Source organism: Streptomyces sp. 6-11-2 (genome assembly GCF_006540305.1).
Classification (GTDB): Bacteria; Actinomycetota; Actinomycetes; order Streptomycetales; family Streptomycetaceae; genus Streptomyces.
The window spans coordinates 7,330,219-7,346,099 of the sequence record NZ_BJOR01000001.1; the positions used below are offsets into that span (position 1 = coordinate 7,330,219).

A 15,881-nucleotide genomic window follows, 5' to 3' on the forward strand; every position below is an offset into this window, starting at 1 on the left:
AACGGCACACGTCGACGCGGGCCCCGTCGGGAGTGAACTCCCGACGGGGCCCGCGTGCTCAACGCGCTTCCGCAGCCGCCGGTTTGGGGATGAGGAACGACGTCACGACGGCGACGGCCATGATGACCGCACCGGTGATCATGGCCGTCGTGTAGTCGCCGGTCGACGACGGGTCCGCGGGCGCGGCCGCGGTCTTGACCGCGTACAGCACCGCGAAGCTCAGACCGGCGCCGAGGTTGAACGCACCCGCGTTCAGACCGGGCAGGAACCCGGGGTTCTCACGCGGGGACAGCACGATGCCGAGCCCGTTGAGCACGATGTTCCCGATCCCGGCATAGGTGATCCCCACCAGGATGGACGCCGTCAGCAGCAGGGCGCGCGAATGGCCGTGCAGCGTGAGGATCATCAGTACGACGGTCGCCGCGGCGCCGATGAGGCCGATCCGCAGGATCCGGCCGTAGCCGAAGGTGGCGGCCAGCCGGCCCGCGATCGGGCCCATGGCCAGTCCGGCCAGGGCGTACGGCGTGAGGGTCCACCACGCGGACTGCTGCGCGGACATGCCCAGTCCGGCCTGCGCGTCCTCGGCGAACGCCGGGATCAGCCCGTTCATGACGGCGAACACACCCGTCATGGTGAGTACCGTCGTCAGCAGGAGCGCCCATGTGGAGCGCTGCCGCAGATGGCGCGTGGCGACCAGCGGATGCCCGCTGCGGTCCTCGTTGCGCCAGAACAGCGCGAAGGCGGCCGCGGCGACGACGACGAGCAGGGCGATCAGCGGCCAGTTGGCCGCGGCGAGCTTGCCGGCCTCGTTCAGCGCGATGAGCAGCGAGCCGACCGAGACCACGAGGAGCACGACGCCGGGCCAGTCCATGCGCGCGGTGACCGGCGCCTTGGACTCGCGGCTCATCAGAGCGACCATCCCCGTGGCGACCGCCGCCACGACGGCCATCGCCCAGAAGACCGACTGGAACCCGTGGTGGTCGGAGAGGTAGCCGCCCGCAAGGGAGTCGACACCGGCGACTCCGCCGTTGAAGGCGGTGATCACACCGAGCAGGGTGCCGTAGCGCTTGGGCTCGGTCACCTCCTCCCGCAGCATGATCAGGCACAGCGGGACGACCGGGCCGCTCACGCCCTGGATGACGCGCCCGGCGAACAGGACCGGGACGTTGTGCGCGAACGCGGCGACGACACATCCGACGGCCATCAGGGCCAGCATGCCGGTGAGGACCTTGCGGCGGCCGACGACATCGCCCAGCCGTGGCAGGAACAGCGAGAACAGGGCCGCGGAGGTGAAGAACGCGGTCTGGGTGAGCCCGATCTCCGCGGAGGTGGCGTGGAGGGCGCCCTCCATGCTCTTCAGCGCTGGGCTGATCATGCTGGCGTTGAGCTGGAAGGCCACGCACGCGGCGAGCAGCGCGGTCAGCAGCACACCGATCCGGACGGGGGAGCCCTGCCCCGAGCCTGGCGGTCTGTCGGTTGTGGAAACGCTGGGAACGGTCATGCCTGGACGTCGCCGATCCGCTCGAGGGCGTCCACCACCAGGTTCCAGAACCGCTCGTGGTCGAGCTTCACCGCGACCTGGGTGTGGCAGTCGTCCGGGGCCGGCGCCCGGAAGTCGGCCACGGTCATGCCGAGGGTAAGGGTGCCGGTGAGCTCGATGTCCACCGGGGCCTTGCGCACCGTCATGACCTCCGGGTCGATGACGTAGGCGACCGCGCAGGGGTCGTGCACGGGCGGGAACTCGAAGCCCTGGGCCTGCTCGTACATCGCGCCGAAGAAGTCCAGCAGCTCCAGGACGAACTTGGCGGGCGCGGTGCCGACCGCGGCGATCTTCTCGGTGACGGCGGGCGTCGCGAGCGCCTGGTGCGTGAGGTCGAGACCGACCATGGTGACCGGCCAGCTCTCGTTGAAGACGATGTGCGCGGCCTCGGGGTCGATCTTGATGTTGAACTCGGCGACCGCGCTCCAGTTGCCCTCGTGGTAGCCGCCGCCCATCAGGACGACCTCGCGGACGCGCGAGGCGATGCGCGGCTCCTTGCGGACCGCCATGGCGATGTTGGTCAGACCGGCGGTCGGCACGATCGTGATCTCGCCCGGCTCGTGCGACATGACCGTGTCGATGATCAGGTCGACCGCGTGGCGGCGGTCCAGCTCCAGGGTCGGCTCGGGCAGCACGGGTCCGTCGAGCCCGGACTCGCCGTGGATGTCCGGCGCCGTCTCGATGGCGCGCACCAGAGGCCGGGGGCAACCCGCGGCGAAGGGCACCCCGGTGATCCCGGCGATGCGGGCCACGGACAGGGCGTTGCGGGTCACCTTCTCCAGCGTCTGGTTCCCGACCACGGTCGTGACGGCCACGAGCTCGATCTCGGGGTTGCCGTGCGCCAGAAGCATGGCGATGGCGTCGTCGTGCCCCGGGTCGCAGTCGAGGATGATCTTTCTGGCCAACGGAGAGCCCCTTTGCTCGCTTACCTTTGGTGAAACCGATCTCCGGGGACGCCCAGGGGCGGACGCGTCCGGAGGGCGCCGAGTGGTCCGGCGCCTCGGGAGACGTTAGGGAAAACGTTCTCCCGAACATTCGCCCATTCCTCACCGATGTGTCAATGGCGGTTACATCTTTCTTTCACCTCCCCCTACTCCGTGGCGGCCTGCGACGGAAGGGGCGGGTGATAACGTTCTCCGGCATCGGTGCTGGTCGGTGCTGGTTGCTCCTGTGGCGGCCAGGAAACCGACCCGACGGAAGGGGGCGGAGTACGGTGACCGAGGTGACATTGCGTGACGTGGCTCGCGCGTCGGGCTGCTCCGTCGCCACGGTGTCCCGCGTGCTGGCCGGCACCCGCCCGGTGGGAGCGGAGACGGCACGCCGTGTGCGGGCCGCGGCCGAAAGCCTCGGCTACCGCCCCAACCAGGTCGCCCGCGCCCTGCGCAGCCGCTCCACCGGCACCATCGGCCTGGTGCTGCCGCAGATCACGAACCCCTTCTTCCCCTCCCTCGTACGTGAGGTGGAGCACGCCCTGCACGCCGGGGGCCGCGGCCTGCTGCTCGCCGACTGCGACGACGACCCGCGGACCGAGGCGGCCCGGATCACCGCCCTGCTGGACCGGCAGGTGGACGCGCTGCTGGTCATCCCCGTCGACGAGACACACAGCCGCGAGGCCGTCGAACTCGCCGCGGCCCGTGTCCCGTTGGTCCTGCTCGACCGTTCCTGCGGTCCCGGGATCGCCGACTCGGTGGCCGTCGACAACGCCGCCGGCATGGCCCTGGTCCTGGAGCACCTGACCCGCACCGGGCGCCGCCGGTTCTGCTTCCTCGGCGCCGCCGGGACCGCCTCGACCGCCGTCGAACGGCGCATGGCCTACGCGGCGGGCGTCGCCGCCCTGGACCCGACGGCACCGGACCGCACCGAACTCGGCGACTTCTCCGTGGAGTGGGGGCGTGCCGCGGTCGAGCGGATCTGGCCGGCCCGCCCGGACGCCGTCGTCTGTGCCAACGACCTCATCGCGGTAGGAGCGGTGCAACGCCTCGGACAACTCGGCGTCGACGTGCCCGGCGAGGTCGCCGTCACCGGCTTCGACGACATCCCCATGGCGAGCCTCGCCGAACCGAACCTGACCACGGTCCGCCAGCCGGCCGCCCAAGTCGCGGCCGAGGCGCTCCGGCTCCTCGACCAGCGCCTCGCCGGCGGGGGAGCCGAGGCGTACCGGTCCGTCCGCCTCTCACCCGAACTCGTCGTACGCGCCTCCAGCGCTCCCCGCGCCACCGCGCCCGCGACCATCCCCGGCAGCAGAACCCCAGAGGAACACCAGTGATCGCAGTCGTCGGAAGCCTCAACCTCGATCTCGTCACACCCGTTCCCCGGCACCCGGTGCCGGGGGAGACCGTGCTGGGCGGGGACATCGTCGAGCACCCCGGCGGCAAGGGGGCCAACCAGGCGGTCGCCGCGGCCCGGCTCGGCGGACAGGTCGCCCTGATCGGCCGCGTCGGCGAGGACGACGCGGCCGACGTGATGGCCGCCGCGGTGCGCGCCGAGGGCGTCGACACCGCGCACCTGTCCCGCACCCCCGGAGTGCCTACGGGGCGCGCGCTGATCGCCGTCAACCCGTCGGGCGAGAACTCGATCATCGTCAGCCCCGGCGCCAACTCCCGCCTGACCGCAGCCGACTGCCGGGCCGCCGCTGACGTGCTGAACCGGGCCAAGGTCACCGTCCTTCAGCAGGAGGTCCCCGACGAGGCCAACCACGCGGCCGCCGAGCTGGCCGGGGGTATCGTCGTGCACAACCCCGCACCCGCCGTCGAGGGCGCCGTCCCGCCCCGCCGCGTCGACGTACTGGTCCCCAACCGCACCGAACTGGCCGCCCTCACCGGCACCCCGGTTCCGGAGACGATCGACGAGGTCGCCGCCGCCGCGGGCAAACTGAGCGGACCGGGCGCGGTCATCGTCACCCTCGGCGGTGACGGCGTGCTGCTCCTGGAGGGCACCGCGCGGCTGCACATCCCGGCCTTCGCGGTCCGGCCGATGGACACCACGGCGGCCGGTGACTGCTTCTGCGGCGCGCTCGCCGTAGCCCTGGCCGAGGGCCGCACCCTGGAACAGGCCGTCCGCTGGGCCTGCGCCGCGGCGGCGCTCAGCACCACGCGCCCCGGCGCCCAGCCGTCGCTGCCCCACCGCGACGAGGTGGAGGCATTTCTCAAGCGCTGAGGACCCCGATGATCGAGGGCTTGTCGTGGGAGAGTGCCCGACCTCGACGCGACTGCCAGGGGCCTGACAGCCGACACGGACGTCGACCGGCTGCGCTCCGATCTCCTCGTTGCCGTCGCACAAGCGGCGGGCCGTCTGGCGGAGTTGCTGCGACCAGGCCGCCACGTCGACCGCCCCTCGGCCGTCCGAAGCATCGACGCCCTCATCAAGCGGGCACTGGCGACTGCACGCCGAGTCGGCCGACTCGCAGGGGATATTGCGTTGTGGGACCAGGAACAGCCCCGTAGGGTCCCGGTATGTCCCTACGAGTACGTATGCGTCAAGCCCTCCCGGAAGCGATGCGCGCCCGCGACAAGGCCGCGGTGAGCGCCCTGCGCTCGACACTCGCCGCCTTTGACAACGCGGAGGCGGTGCCCGTGGGCGAGACCGAGACACGTGGCCTGGCCCTGGAGCAGTCACCGGTCGGTGCCGGTGCCACCGAAGCCTTGCGGCGTGAGCTGACGGAGAACGACGTGGCGGACATCGTGCGGGCCGAGGCCACCGAACGACTCGAAGCCGCAGCGCAGTTGACCACGCCCGCGCACGCCGACCGAGCCACCCGACTCCGCGAGGAGGCCTCGGTGCTGCTCCGCTTCCTGGACGGTCACGGCACCGCCTAGCACAGGGCGGACCCGTCGTGGCTCAGGCTCGAAGACCGGCGCATGTGGACGATGACCGCCCTGTCAGGTCAGGTCCGGGTGTCTGAGGATCAGGGCGATGATCTACGGGTGTTCTGCGAAGACCTCAGCGAGTACGACTACCAGGACGAGGACGCGTTCACGGACAGGGAATCAGGCTTCTAAGCGCTCTGGTGCCGACCGGCGTATGCTCGCCTGAACTCGGGCTGCACGAGTGCGACCTGTGCCCCGAGGGCACAGCTCCACAGGCCGGACAACCCCTGGCCACCGCCGCGGATCATCGCCATCAGCGACTGGTGGGTGTCGGCGTCGGCGGCCGCGACGAGTCCGCGGCCCGCCGGCCCGATCGGAGCGCCGTCGATCCCGGTGACCACGCAGCCGCCGGCCCGGCACAGAGCGATGCCGGCGGCGAAATGCACGCTGCCGGACAGGTCCCCGCCGTCGGTGACGTACGCGGCGCGCTTGCCGGCAGCGACCCAGGCCAACGCGAGCGTCGTGGAGACGACCCGAGGCCGGAACCGCCCGACGAACCCGGGGCAGGCCAGCAGGTCCACGGCCCGGAAGCCGGGCGCGCTCGGGAAGGGCGGGTCCAGGTTGACGTCCACCAGCCGGGTCGCGGGCGTGGGTGTCAGCGGCGCAGAGGCCTCGTCCCGCCGCACCCAGGCGGTCTCGCCGCTGGTGAAGAAGACCTCGCCGCTGAACGGATCGGCCACCGCCGCCGCCCCGTCGCGCAGTGCCACGTTGACCGCGACCAGCATGTTGCCGACGGCGTAGTTCAGCGTGCCGCACAACGGATCCACCAACCACTGACGCGCGGCGTCGGAGGCACCCTGCTGTCCGCTCTCCTCACCGAGCACCGCATCGTCCGGCCGGGCGGCCCGGAGGACGGCGAAGATCGCCTTTTCGGCCTCCACATCGGCGGCCGTGGCGAAGTCCCCGGCACCCTTGTCGATGCGGGAGAGCGGCCTGCCGTACAACGTGCGCACCACGTCCGCGCCCGCACGTGCCGCAGCGATGGCGACCCCGGCATCATCAAGTCCCGCGTACGAGTTGATCACGCCCCGCAGAGTAGTCGAGACCGGGAACAGCCCCGCCGATTCACCGGCACCGGTCGCTCACCACGGGCAGGAACGCAGAAACCGCGGCGGGCTCCGATGGTCTTCGGCTGGGGGTAACCGGGAAGACCGGGGCGCCCCGGCGGGGGAGGGGTCGCTCCTGTGTGCGGTCCGTGTCACCCCGGCGGCCCCGTATCTCATCGGGGACATCGGGTAGTCCCCCTCTGTGGGCCAGGGCGGTGCCGGCACTCGCCCCGCAGCGGAATGAGTACGAACTCGGCTAAATCGCCATCCGCCCGTCGGGCATGTGATCCGGATTCCAGGGCCCTTTCGGTAAAGGACGACTCTGGAACGGGAGATATGACCCAGACGGATCGCAGGGCATCGGCCGGTGCAGCCACGCGACCGCGGAACGAGGGGGCGGTCACAGAGGAAGTGCTGGTGCCGCAGGCGCCCCCTGCGGCACGGGTGATCGTCGCCGGGAAGGGCACCGGAAGAGACAGACTCGCCGCACTGGACGGGCTGCGCTTCCTGGCGGCGCTGTCGGTGGTGCTCTTCCACTTCGTCGGCCAGACCCCGGGGGCGATGGAAGGCATCTGGGGGCGCCCCTACCAGAGCGTGTTCCCGGAGCTGCACGGCTACTTCGCCTTCGGGCGGCTCGGCGTCGACCTGTTCTTCCTGATCAGCGGCTTCGTCATCTGCATGAGCGCGTGGGGGCGCACCCCGCGCGACTTCTTCATCTCACGCGTCACCCGCCTGTACCCGATGTACTGGATCGCGATCGTGGTGTCGGCGTGCGTCATCTACTTCGCCGACACGCCCTTCGGGCACCCGCACCCGCGAGTCCTGCTGGCGAACTTCACGATGCTGCAGACCCCGCTCGGCGTGTCCAACCTGGACCCGGTCTACTGGACCCTCTGGCCGGAACTCTGTTTCTACCTCACGTTCGCGGTCGTGGTGTGGAAGGGCCTCACCTACCAGCGCGTGGTGATCTTCTGCGGCTTGTGGACGGTCGCCGCGGTACTCGCGCCCGCCGCCCACATCCCGCTGCTCACACTCGTGGTGAACCCGACGTCGGCCCCGTATTTCATCGCGGGCATGGCCTTCTACCTCATGTACCGGTACCGGCCGACACCTCTGCTGGGGGGCATCGTCGCCATGTCGTGGCTGCTGGCGCTGCACTTCCTGCTGGCGCCCACCGGTGGCCGCAACAACTGGGAGACCTGGTCGCCGTGGCGCGGCTGGCTGGTCCTGGCGGTCACGGTCTTCTTCCTGACGGTCGCCGCCATCGCGCTCGGCTGGACCCGCCAGCTTCGCTGGCGCGGGCTGACCGTCATGGGCACGATGACCTTCCCGCTGTACCTGCTGCACGACACGCTCGGAATGACCGTCGCGCACCACTTCGGCGACCGGGTCGATCCCCTGCTCCTGGTCGGGGTCACGGTCGCCGCGCTGGTCGTGCTGTCCTATCTCGTGCACCGGTTCGTGGAGCGCCCGATGGTGCGGGCCATGCGGCGTTCGCTGAAGACCGCCGCGTTCGGCCCGGAGCCGCCCACTCGGCGCCGTTGAGCGACTCGGCTACCTCTGCTGTCCGCCCGGGGCGCCCACGGTCGCGGCGCCGTCGGTCTGCCGGAGTTCGGCGAGCAGTTCGTTCTGGCCGGCCAGGAGTTCGGTGAGGATGCGGCGGGCCGCGCGCAGCAGTTCGGCGACATCGCCGCCGGCGAGGGCGTAACGGACCGTGGATCCCTCCCGGATGGACACGACGATGCCGGAGCGCCGCAGCACGGCCAGCTGCTGCGAGAGGCTGGACGGCTCGATCTCGATGTCGGCGAGCAGATCACGTACGGGCACGGGACCGTGCTGGAGCAGCTCCAGGACCCGGATGCGCACGGGGTGCCCGAGCATGCGGAAGAACTCCGCCTTGGCCTGGTAGAGGGGGACTTGCATGAGTGCCTGCTCCCTGCCGCATCGGGGATGGTCCAAAGACGCGGTGGCGCCCCGGAGGGCGCCACGCGGAATGTGCCGTGCAGAGCAGATCCTTCTCGCCCCGGGCCACGTGCAACCACGAGTTGGAATCATGCTGATGTGGTGACTTGAAGAAGTTTTCACATCATGGGCGCACGTCGGCCCGGGGCGCGAAAAGACCTAGACCTCGAGCTGTTCCTCGACGCGCTTGAGCTGGTGGCGGGCCATCGCCAGATTCGAACGGGACTTGTCCAGGACCAGATAGAGGAACAGGCCGTTGCCGTTGCGTCCGGTGACCAGGCGGATCAGGTGGTACTGGTCGCCGAGCGTGATCAGCACGTCCTGGATCTGACTTTTCAGGCCCAACTGCTCCATGGTGCGCACCTTGGCGCGGATGACGTCCGTGTTCCCCGCCGCGGCGATGGTCAGATCCAGATCCTTGCCTCCGCCCAGCGTTCCCAGGGCCATTCCGCTGGTGTAGTCGACGACCGCCGCGCCCAGCGCCCCCTCGACCGCGGTCATCATTTCCTTCAGCGACACTTCCACACTCGCCACGGTGCCTCCCCTTGATCGTCGGCTGAGTCCGGACGGCCCGGGCCGACCGGTGATCGCACCGTAGGCGCGCAGCCCGGGAGTTCGAGTGAAGGTCTTCAAGACTGACGCCCATTGATCGAGGAGTGTCGTATGCGAACACTTTGACGACTGCAACTGACCTTTCGCTTCTCTGTGCCAACGCGTTCCGGAGGTCAGGGGACGCGCAGGGCCAGGATGGCGATGTCGTCGTGCTGGTCGTCGCTCAATCGGGTGAGCAGTTCGTCGCGGAAGACCGTCAGCGGTTCCCGGGCCAGCGCGGCCGCGTGCTGGCGCAGCCGGGTGAGGCCGCGGCCGATGTCCTCGCCGGGGCGTTCGATGAGGCCGTCGGTGTAGAAGAGCAGGGTGCCTCCGGGAGGCAGGGTGACCGCCGCGGTCTCGCGCTTGAGCGCGGGGTCGACTCCCAGCACGGGGGCGTGCCCTTCCTCCAGCAGGAGAGTGCGGCCGTCGGGCTGGGCGAGCAGCGGCGGAAGGTGGCCGGCGTTGCTCATGAGCAGCCGCCACGGTCCGTCGGGAGGCGTCTCGATACGGGCGATGACGGCCGTGACGAGTTCGATGCTGGTCAGGCCCTGCATGACCCGGTCCAGGCGGTTCATCACTCCGGCCGGGTCGTCCCCGCTGTCGTAGGCCAGCGCGCGCAGCATGTTGCGCAACTGGCCCATGCGGACCGCGGCCGCCAGGTCGTGGCCGACCACGTCCCCGATCGCGAGGATCACCGAGCCGTCGGGGAGCGGGAAGGCGTCGTACCAGTCGCCGCCGACCTCGGCCCGCTCGCGGGCGGCCACGTAGCGGGTGGCGAGCTGGAGGTGCCCGAGCCCGGTCAGATCGGGCAGGAGGGAGAGCTGGAGCTGCTCCGCGGTGTGCTGTTGCAGCGCGTACAGGCGCGCGTTGTCCAGCGCGAGGCCCGCGCGGTGTCCCAGGTCGGCGGCGAGCGCCTGCTCCTGCTCGTCGAAGGGAACGGCCGGGGCGCGGCGGACGAAGGTGAGCGCCCCGAGGGCCTCCCGCCGTACGCCCATGGGCACGATCAACGCGGTCTCGGCGCCCAGCATGCGGTAGAGGGTCCACTGGGCGGCGTGCAGGGAGTCGTCCGGATCGGGCATGTCGAACTCGGTGACCACCATGGGGCCCGCCCCGCGCAGCACCTTCGCCAGAGCGGCGGCCGAGTCGTCCGGCCCGGGCAGGAACCCGCCGGGCAGCACCCGCAGCACCCGTTCAGCGTCCCGGTCCGCGACGCCGAGGCGGCGCAGCCCGTTTCCCTCGACCATGTCGACGACGCAGGCGTCGGCCAGATGCGGGACCACCACCCGGGCCAGCCGGCGCAGCGACTCCTCCGCGTCCAGGCCCGAGGCCAGTGCCCGGCTCGCCTCGGCGAGCAGACGCAGACGAGCCGCAGCGACCTCCGGCGTGGATCCCGCCTTCGGTTCCGTCGACGGTGAGGGTTTCCGCTTCATCACGTTCCTTCCCTGTGCACCTGTTGTCATACTCTGTCATCCGCCGCCGGGGGTGCTGCGCCGTCCGGTGCGGTGAAGGCTCGTGAGCGGTCCGCCGCAGATGTACGGTAGAAGCGTCGAAACTTTCGCCACGCTCTACGAAACGGCTGGAACGTCCCGTTGCGTGACGCCGCAGGCGCTGACCGGTTCCGCCGGTTTCCCCTCATCCGCCCTCTTTGCACGCCCTGTTGAGCGCCAGTGGTAGTGCCGGAATGGCCAAACTGAGGCGGCCCACTTCTCGGGTGTTGTCATGTTCCGACCCCGTTCTTACGCTTGGGAGCGCTCCCAATCCTGGCCGTGGCGGCCCGCGATCCACGCAACATTCGAGGAGGGAACCCCAAGTTTCTGCGGGTCGCCGTCCCTGCGGCGGCACCGCGTCATGCCAGCCGGGCAGGGTCCGTCCCCCATCGATCGCGCACCTTCCTCTGGAGGTCCCCAATGCGCTTCCATCGGTATCGATATCGGCCCCGGGTGTGGGCGGCCGCGGCCCTGGTGGCCGCCGCGAGCCTGATCACGCCCTCGCTCACCGCGCAGGCGGGCGCCGCCGACGGACAGGTCGTCGCCGCGCAGGTGCAAGCCGGCGGCGAGGACGACGGCGCGGACTGCGCGGTGCCCAACCCGGGCTCTCCGACGTCCAGTTCCATGCTTCCCGATCCCTTCAAGAGGCTGAACGGTACGCGCATCTCGGCCACCTCCGACTGGCGGTGCCGCCGGGCGGAGATCAGAGATCTGGCGCAGAGATCCGTCTACGGCCAGAAGCCCGCGAGACCCGCCAGTGTCACGGGCACGGTGTCGGCGAGCAGCATCACGGTGAACGTGTCGGACCAGGGCAGGAACGCGAGCTTCTCGGCGAGCGTGAGCCTGCCGAGCGGTTCGGGACCCTTCCCCGCCGTCATCGTGCTGGGCGGGCTCGGCGCGGACACCGCCACCATCAAGGCCTCCGGTGTCGCCGTCATCAACTACGACCCCTACTCGGTGGGGAAGGAAGGCACCGCGCGGAACAACAAGCAGGGCGCCTTCTACAGCGTGTACGGCTCGTCCAGCAGCACGGGCCTGCTGATGGCCTGGTCCTGGGGCGTCAGCCGCATCATCGACGTCATCGAGCAGTCGAGCGGCAACATCCTCAAGGCGAGCGCGACCGGCGTCACGGGATGCTCTCGGTTCGGCAAGGGTGCCATCGTGGCCGGGGCGTTCGACCAGCGCGTCGCGCTGACCATGCCGATCGAGTCCGGGAGCGGCGGCGTCCCCGTCCTCCGCGGTATTCCGGGGGAGAACGGCGCCCAGCCGCTGAGCAGCGCCTACTCGGAACAGCCCTGGCTGGGCGACGCGTTCAGCTCCTACACGGGCAACCCGAACTCCCTGCCGGTGGACACCCACGAGATCCTGGGCATGGTCGCGCCGCGCGGGCTGTTCGTCATGGAGAACCCGTACGTCGACTGGCTGGCCGCCAGGTCGGGCAGCGTGGCGGCGCTGGGCGCGGCCGAGGTCTACAAGGCGCTCGGCGCGGGGAGCAACATCAGCTACTGGTCCGACGTCCAGGACGGGACCCATTGCGCCGTCAGGTCCGAGTGGAAGACGCCGTTGCAGCAGAACATCCAGAAGTTCCTGCTGGGCACGGGAAGCAGCTCCGGCGTGTTCAGGATCGCCCCCAGCAAGTCCGGCAACCTGTCCACGTGGCGGGACTGGCAGACACCGACCCTGACCGACGGGGGAGGTGGCAACGGCGGTGACCCGGGCGGCGGCACGGGAGGCGACCCGGGTGGTGACCCGGGTGGCGGTGGCACCAACGGCACCTGCACCGCCGGCTACCGTAACGTCAACAGCTGGCCCGGTGGCTTCCAGGGCGAGGTGACGATCCGCAACAACGGCACCAGCACGCTGAACGGCTGGACCGTCGGCATGAGTCTGGCCTCCGGTCAGTCGATCAGCAGTCTCTGGGACGGGGTGAACACCGGGACCAGCGGATCCGTCACGGTGCACAACAGCTCGTACAACGGCACCCTCGCGGCCAACGGCACCGCCACCTTCGGCTTCACCGCCACCGGCAACTCCAGCCCGGCACCCGCAAATCTCACCTGCAAGAGCCCCTGAATCCCGCTGTGTTCTGATGCAGGAGTACCACCGGGTCAGCCGGTACCTGGACGGCACCGGCTGACCCGATCCAAAGCCCTCTGCGGGGGTGCCCATCGTGGCAAACCGGCACCCACGCACTTCCTCCGGAGAAGCCGCACGCGGATCGACTGCCACATCCCCCGGAGAGGATGGGCGGCCCACCGGTTGGATATTCACATCCAATCCTCCGGGTCAGGGCACCGGCAAGGGGTTTCTGGAGGCGTCACTCCAACAGGGGACCGCGACGGTTTCAATCATTCCCGGCGTACCGCCCACTGGGATTCCCTAGGTCGCACGCCTCAACGGTGTCTTGCTTTGTGAGACAAGCGAGTTGATCGCGGCCGTTCGACGCGGCGGCGGCAGCGCCCGGTCGGGCGGCGCCGACCCTCCCCGTACGAGGGTGCGGCCCCTGGCGGGCCAGGCAGAAGATTACTCCATACGGGTGATTACGATGAATGACCTCTTGTCACTCGATCGGACGTGTGGGTCACTGAAAGTGCGATACCGGCGGGCTGCCCATCCCCGTGCCAGAAGGACGTTGAGACAGGCAGCTGTTGGCCGGTTTTCTCCATGCCCAGGGAGACGGCGCAGGTTGCTGTGCGCCCGGCCGTGCGTGCCGGCGCGAGAGTCCGTTCGTTCCCTCCGGGCCCAGAAGCACTCCTGAGCCGTGTTCTTCCACGCCTGAAGCAGCCCGAAAGGGCTGACGGCGCTCTGCGCCGGCGGTGGTCCCGCTTCTCGGCGGCGGCGCGGACGGTGACTGGCCACTCCGCTGGTTCCTCGCATGTCCCCACCAGAGACGAAGGAGTGTCCCCATGCCCATTTCTCCGAATCAGGGTTCCACCGGCGGAGGCACGCTGGTGACCATCACCGGTACCAACCTCTCCAACACCAGCGCGGTGCTGTTCGGCACCAAGCCCGCCACGAGCGTCACCAACGTCTCACCGACCCAGGTCACCGCGGTCTCCCCCTCGGGAGCGGGCTCGGTCGGAGTCACCCTGACCACCCCGGGCGGGACGAGCAACCCGGTGTCGTTCTTCTACGTCGGCGCCCCGTTCAAGTCCTCCCTGAGCACCAGCTCGGGGCCGCTGGCCGGCGGCAACACCATCAGCGTCAACGGCACCGGCCTGTCGACCGCGACCAGCGTGTCCTTCGGCGGCAACACCGCCACCCCCACGGTGAACTCCGACAGCTCCATCAGCGTCGCCGTGCCGGCGGGCACGTCTGCCGGGCCGGTGTCGGTGACCGTGACGACCGCGGGCGGCAGCAACAACGGCCTGTCCTACACCTACATCGACGACCCCACGATCGTGACCGTCAACCCGACCTCGGGTCCGGCCTCCGGCGGCACGGCGGTGACCATCACGGGCACCAACCTCGACACCGCCAGCTCGGTCACCTTCGACGGCACCGCCGCGCCGTTCTCGGTCATCAGCGCCACCACCTTGTCGGCGGTCACGCCGCCCGGCACGGCCGGTGCGGTCGACGTCGTGGTCACCAACCCTGCCGGGTCCGCCACGGCCGCCGGCGGATTCACCTACGTCACCGGCCCCGGCATCTGATCCAGCAGCCCCGTACCGGGGATGCACACGGCACCCGTCCGAACGCGGTCCCCTCCTCCGCTCGGACGGGTGTCACACGCTCCGGCCGTCGTCGCCCGAGCCGGTCCGCCGCAGATCCGCCGTAGATCCGCCGTCGTGTTGCCTGAAGGAGTACAGCCATGGCTGCCCCCACCGTCTCCTCGATCAGCCCCAACCAGGGGCCGTCCTCAGGCGGGAACATCGTCACCGTGACCGGTACCGGCTTCAGCAGCACGACAGCCGTTCAGTTCGGCGGCAGAGCCGCCACCTCGTTCACCGTCCTCAGCAGCACACAGCTCACGGCGGTGCCCCCTGCCGGCACCGGTGCGGTCAACGTCACCGTCACCACCAGCCAGGGCACCAGCACCCAGACGGCCACGTACACCTACGTCGCCGCCCCCGCCGTATCAGGTGTGACGCCCAGTCAGGGACCCGTCTCCGGGGGCACTACGGTGACGCTGACGGGCACCAACCTGTCGGGGGCGACGGCGGTGTTCTTCGACGCAGTCGCGGCGACGTCGTTCACCGTCCTCGCCGCCACGAGGATCATCGCGGTGACGCCCGCTCATGCGGCGGGTGCGGCGGCGGTCACGGTGACCACTGCGGGCGGCACCAGCAACCCCGACGACCCCAGCGCGTACTTCTACTACGCCCCGGTGCCGTCGCTGACCGACATCGAGCCCCCCGCCGGATCCTCGGCCGGCGGCGCCGCGGCGACCTTGACCGGCACCGGACTTCTCAACGCGACGGCGGTGCGCTTCGACATGGTGGCGGCATCGTTCACCGTCGTCTCCGCCACTCAGATCACCGTGGTGACGCCTGCTCACGCGGCCGGTGCGGCGGCGGTCACGGTGACCACCCCCGGCGGCACCAGCAATCCTCTCGGCTACGTCTACCTCGACGCCCCCACCCTGACCTCCGTGACCCCCGACCAGGGGCCGACGTACGCGGGCGCCGTCGTCACGCTCACCGGCACGAACCTCATCGCCACGACCGGCGTGGAGTTCGGCGGCGTTCTCGCGGCGTTCACCGTGCTCTCCCCGACCAGTGTCACGGCTGTCGCGCCCGCGGGTGCCGCCGGAGCGGTCACCATCACGGTGACCACTCCCGGCGGCGTCAGCAACGGGCTCGCCTACACCCGGATCGCGGGCCCCGCGATCTGACTTGTGAGGCCGGCCCGACTGCGCGCCAGCCACCCCCTACGCCAACTCGTCGGTAAACCGGTGAGGTTGAAAACAGCTTACCGCCCGATGGGATTTTTTTCGTGTCATAGCAGTCTTATGAGCTGATTATGCGCTTTTCTCTTCACGTCTCCCTTCATCACAGGCGAAAAGCGAAAGGCGTGGTGTCTCTTGATGCGAAGGCTTACCTTTCTGTCGCTGGCCCTGGGGGCGGTGAGCCTCGGTCTGGCATGTGAGCTGCAAGGGTCCGTGGCGGTGGCTGCTCCGGGGCTGACGGACACGGTGCGTTCGGATGTCGCTGCCACACACGTGGAACGGAACGTGTTCGGGGCGGCGATTTCCGGGACCGTTACGGCCAGGACGAGATTGAGCATCCGCGCCCGACCGACGAGCAGGTCCGCCGAACTGGGCAGCTATCCCAGCGGCGCGCGGATCAGCGTCTGGTGCCAGGCCCTGGGCGAGAGCGTCGACGGAGACCCGGAGTGGTACCGGCTCGCGAACCGCTCGGGCTGGGTGGCCGCCCGCTACGTCAGCGTC

The 15,881-nt window shown here is 70.0% G+C and carries 13 protein-coding genes; 7 read left to right on the forward strand and 6 right to left on the reverse strand.

Translation table 11 applies throughout. The annotated features are described in order from the left end of the window. Positions 1-58 precede the first annotated feature (58 nt). The gene (locus TNCT6_RS32900; protein WP_141364907.1) at positions 59-1,501 is read right to left on the reverse strand and encodes an MFS transporter; all 1,443 of its coding nucleotides are present in this window, start codon (positions 1,499-1,501) and stop codon (positions 59-61) included. Next, complete coding sequence (locus TNCT6_RS32905) at positions 1,498-2,445, reverse strand: nucleoside hydrolase (RefSeq protein WP_141364909.1); 948 nt, start codon at positions 2,443-2,445, stop codon at positions 1,498-1,500. The genes TNCT6_RS32900 and TNCT6_RS32905 overlap by 4 nt, the downstream gene beginning before the upstream one ends. A 332-nt stretch (positions 2,446-2,777) precedes the next feature. On the opposite strand from TNCT6_RS32905, the gene TNCT6_RS32910 reads away from it, so the two are divergent. The 3 genes from TNCT6_RS32910 (at position 2,778) to TNCT6_RS32920 (ending at position 5,355) form a co-directional block, all read left to right on the forward strand. Further along, complete coding sequence (locus TNCT6_RS32910; protein ID WP_253266306.1) at positions 2,778-3,806, forward strand: LacI family DNA-binding transcriptional regulator; 1,029 nt, start codon at positions 2,778-2,780, stop codon at positions 3,804-3,806. Continuing rightward, positions 3,803-4,696, forward strand: a complete 894-nt coding sequence (gene rbsK / locus TNCT6_RS32915; RefSeq protein WP_141364913.1) for a ribokinase — start codon at positions 3,803-3,805, stop codon at positions 4,694-4,696. Before TNCT6_RS32910 ends, rbsK begins: the two co-directional genes overlap by 4 nt. Positions 4,697-5,034: 338 nt before the next feature. Next, positions 5,035-5,355, forward strand: coding sequence for a GatB/YqeY domain-containing protein (locus TNCT6_RS32920; RefSeq protein ID WP_253266479.1), 321 nt, complete (start codon positions 5,035-5,037; stop codon positions 5,353-5,355). Positions 5,356-5,534: 179 nt separating this feature from the next. Here the strand turns inward: TNCT6_RS32920 and TNCT6_RS32925 are convergent, their stop codons facing one another. Beyond that, positions 5,535-6,431: an inositol monophosphatase family protein gene (locus TNCT6_RS32925; protein ID WP_253266307.1), complete on the reverse strand. Its 897-nt coding sequence runs from the start codon at positions 6,429-6,431 to the stop codon at positions 5,535-5,537. 438 nt (positions 6,432-6,869) lie between these two features. On the opposite strand from TNCT6_RS32925, the gene TNCT6_RS32930 reads away from it, so the two are divergent. Beyond that, a complete protein-coding gene (locus TNCT6_RS32930; protein WP_253266308.1) occupies positions 6,870-7,997 on the forward strand; it encodes an acyltransferase in 1,128 nt (375 codons plus the stop codon). Positions 7,998-8,006: 9 nt separating this feature from the next. Here the strand turns inward: TNCT6_RS32930 and TNCT6_RS32935 are convergent, their stop codons facing one another. The 3 genes from TNCT6_RS32935 to TNCT6_RS32945 all read right to left on the reverse strand — a co-directional run bounded on the left by TNCT6_RS32935 (position 8,007) and on the right by TNCT6_RS32945 (position 10,435). After that, the gene (locus TNCT6_RS32935; RefSeq protein ID WP_141364919.1) at positions 8,007-8,375 is read right to left on the reverse strand and encodes a helix-turn-helix transcriptional regulator; all 369 of its coding nucleotides are present in this window, start codon (positions 8,373-8,375) and stop codon (positions 8,007-8,009) included. Between the two features lie 198 nt (positions 8,376-8,573). Further along, entirely contained in the window at positions 8,574-8,948 is a 375-nt protein-coding gene (locus tag TNCT6_RS32940; RefSeq protein ID WP_141364921.1) for a hypothetical protein, read from the reverse strand. A 191-nt stretch (positions 8,949-9,139) separates the two neighbouring features. Further along, the gene (locus TNCT6_RS32945; RefSeq protein WP_141364923.1) at positions 9,140-10,435 is read right to left on the reverse strand and encodes a PP2C family protein-serine/threonine phosphatase; all 1,296 of its coding nucleotides are present in this window, start codon (positions 10,433-10,435) and stop codon (positions 9,140-9,142) included. A 477-nt stretch (positions 10,436-10,912) separates the two neighbouring features. Here TNCT6_RS32945 and TNCT6_RS32950 point away from each other — a divergent pair, with 477 nt between their 5' ends. The 3 genes from TNCT6_RS32950 to TNCT6_RS32960 all read left to right on the forward strand — a co-directional run bounded on the left by TNCT6_RS32950 (position 10,913) and on the right by TNCT6_RS32960 (position 15,326). Continuing rightward, complete coding sequence (locus TNCT6_RS32950; protein WP_141364925.1) at positions 10,913-12,565, forward strand: cellulose binding domain-containing protein; 1,653 nt, start codon at positions 10,913-10,915, stop codon at positions 12,563-12,565. Positions 12,566-13,398: 833 nt separating this feature from the next. Continuing rightward, positions 13,399-14,145 carry an IPT/TIG domain-containing protein gene (locus tag TNCT6_RS32955; protein WP_141364927.1) on the forward strand — a complete coding sequence of 249 codons (747 nt, stop codon included), beginning with the start codon at positions 13,399-13,401 and terminating at the stop codon, positions 14,143-14,145. Between the two features lie 158 nt (positions 14,146-14,303). Further along, on the forward strand, positions 14,304-15,326 hold the full coding sequence (locus TNCT6_RS32960) for an IPT/TIG domain-containing protein (RefSeq protein ID WP_141364929.1): 1,023 nt from the start codon (positions 14,304-14,306) through the stop codon (positions 15,324-15,326). The last annotated feature ends 555 nt before the right edge of the window (positions 15,327-15,881 follow it).

What these genes read in the sequence shown, in the direction of transcription:
- TNCT6_RS32945 (WP_141364923.1), bottom strand. Translation starts at nt 10,435, where the DNA reads ATGAAGCGGAAACCCTCACCGTCGACGGAACCGAAGGCGGGATCCACG.
- TNCT6_RS32950 (WP_141364925.1), top strand. Translation starts at nt 10,913, where the DNA reads ATGCGCTTCCATCGGTATCGATATCGGCCCCGGGTGTGGGCGGCCGCG.
- TNCT6_RS32955 (WP_141364927.1), top strand. Translation starts at nt 13,399, where the DNA reads ATGCCCATTTCTCCGAATCAGGGTTCCACCGGCGGAGGCACGCTGGTG.
- TNCT6_RS32920 (WP_253266479.1), top strand. Translation starts at nt 5,035, where the DNA reads ATGCGCGCCCGCGACAAGGCCGCGGTGAGCGCCCTGCGCTCGACACTC.
- TNCT6_RS32960 (WP_141364929.1), top strand. Translation starts at nt 14,304, where the DNA reads ATGGCTGCCCCCACCGTCTCCTCGATCAGCCCCAACCAGGGGCCGTCC.
- TNCT6_RS32900 (WP_141364907.1), bottom strand. Translation starts at nt 1,501, where the DNA reads ATGACCGTTCCCAGCGTTTCCACAACCGACAGACCGCCAGGCTCGGGG.
- TNCT6_RS32935 (WP_141364919.1), bottom strand. Translation starts at nt 8,375, where the DNA reads ATGCAAGTCCCCCTCTACCAGGCCAAGGCGGAGTTCTTCCGCATGCTC.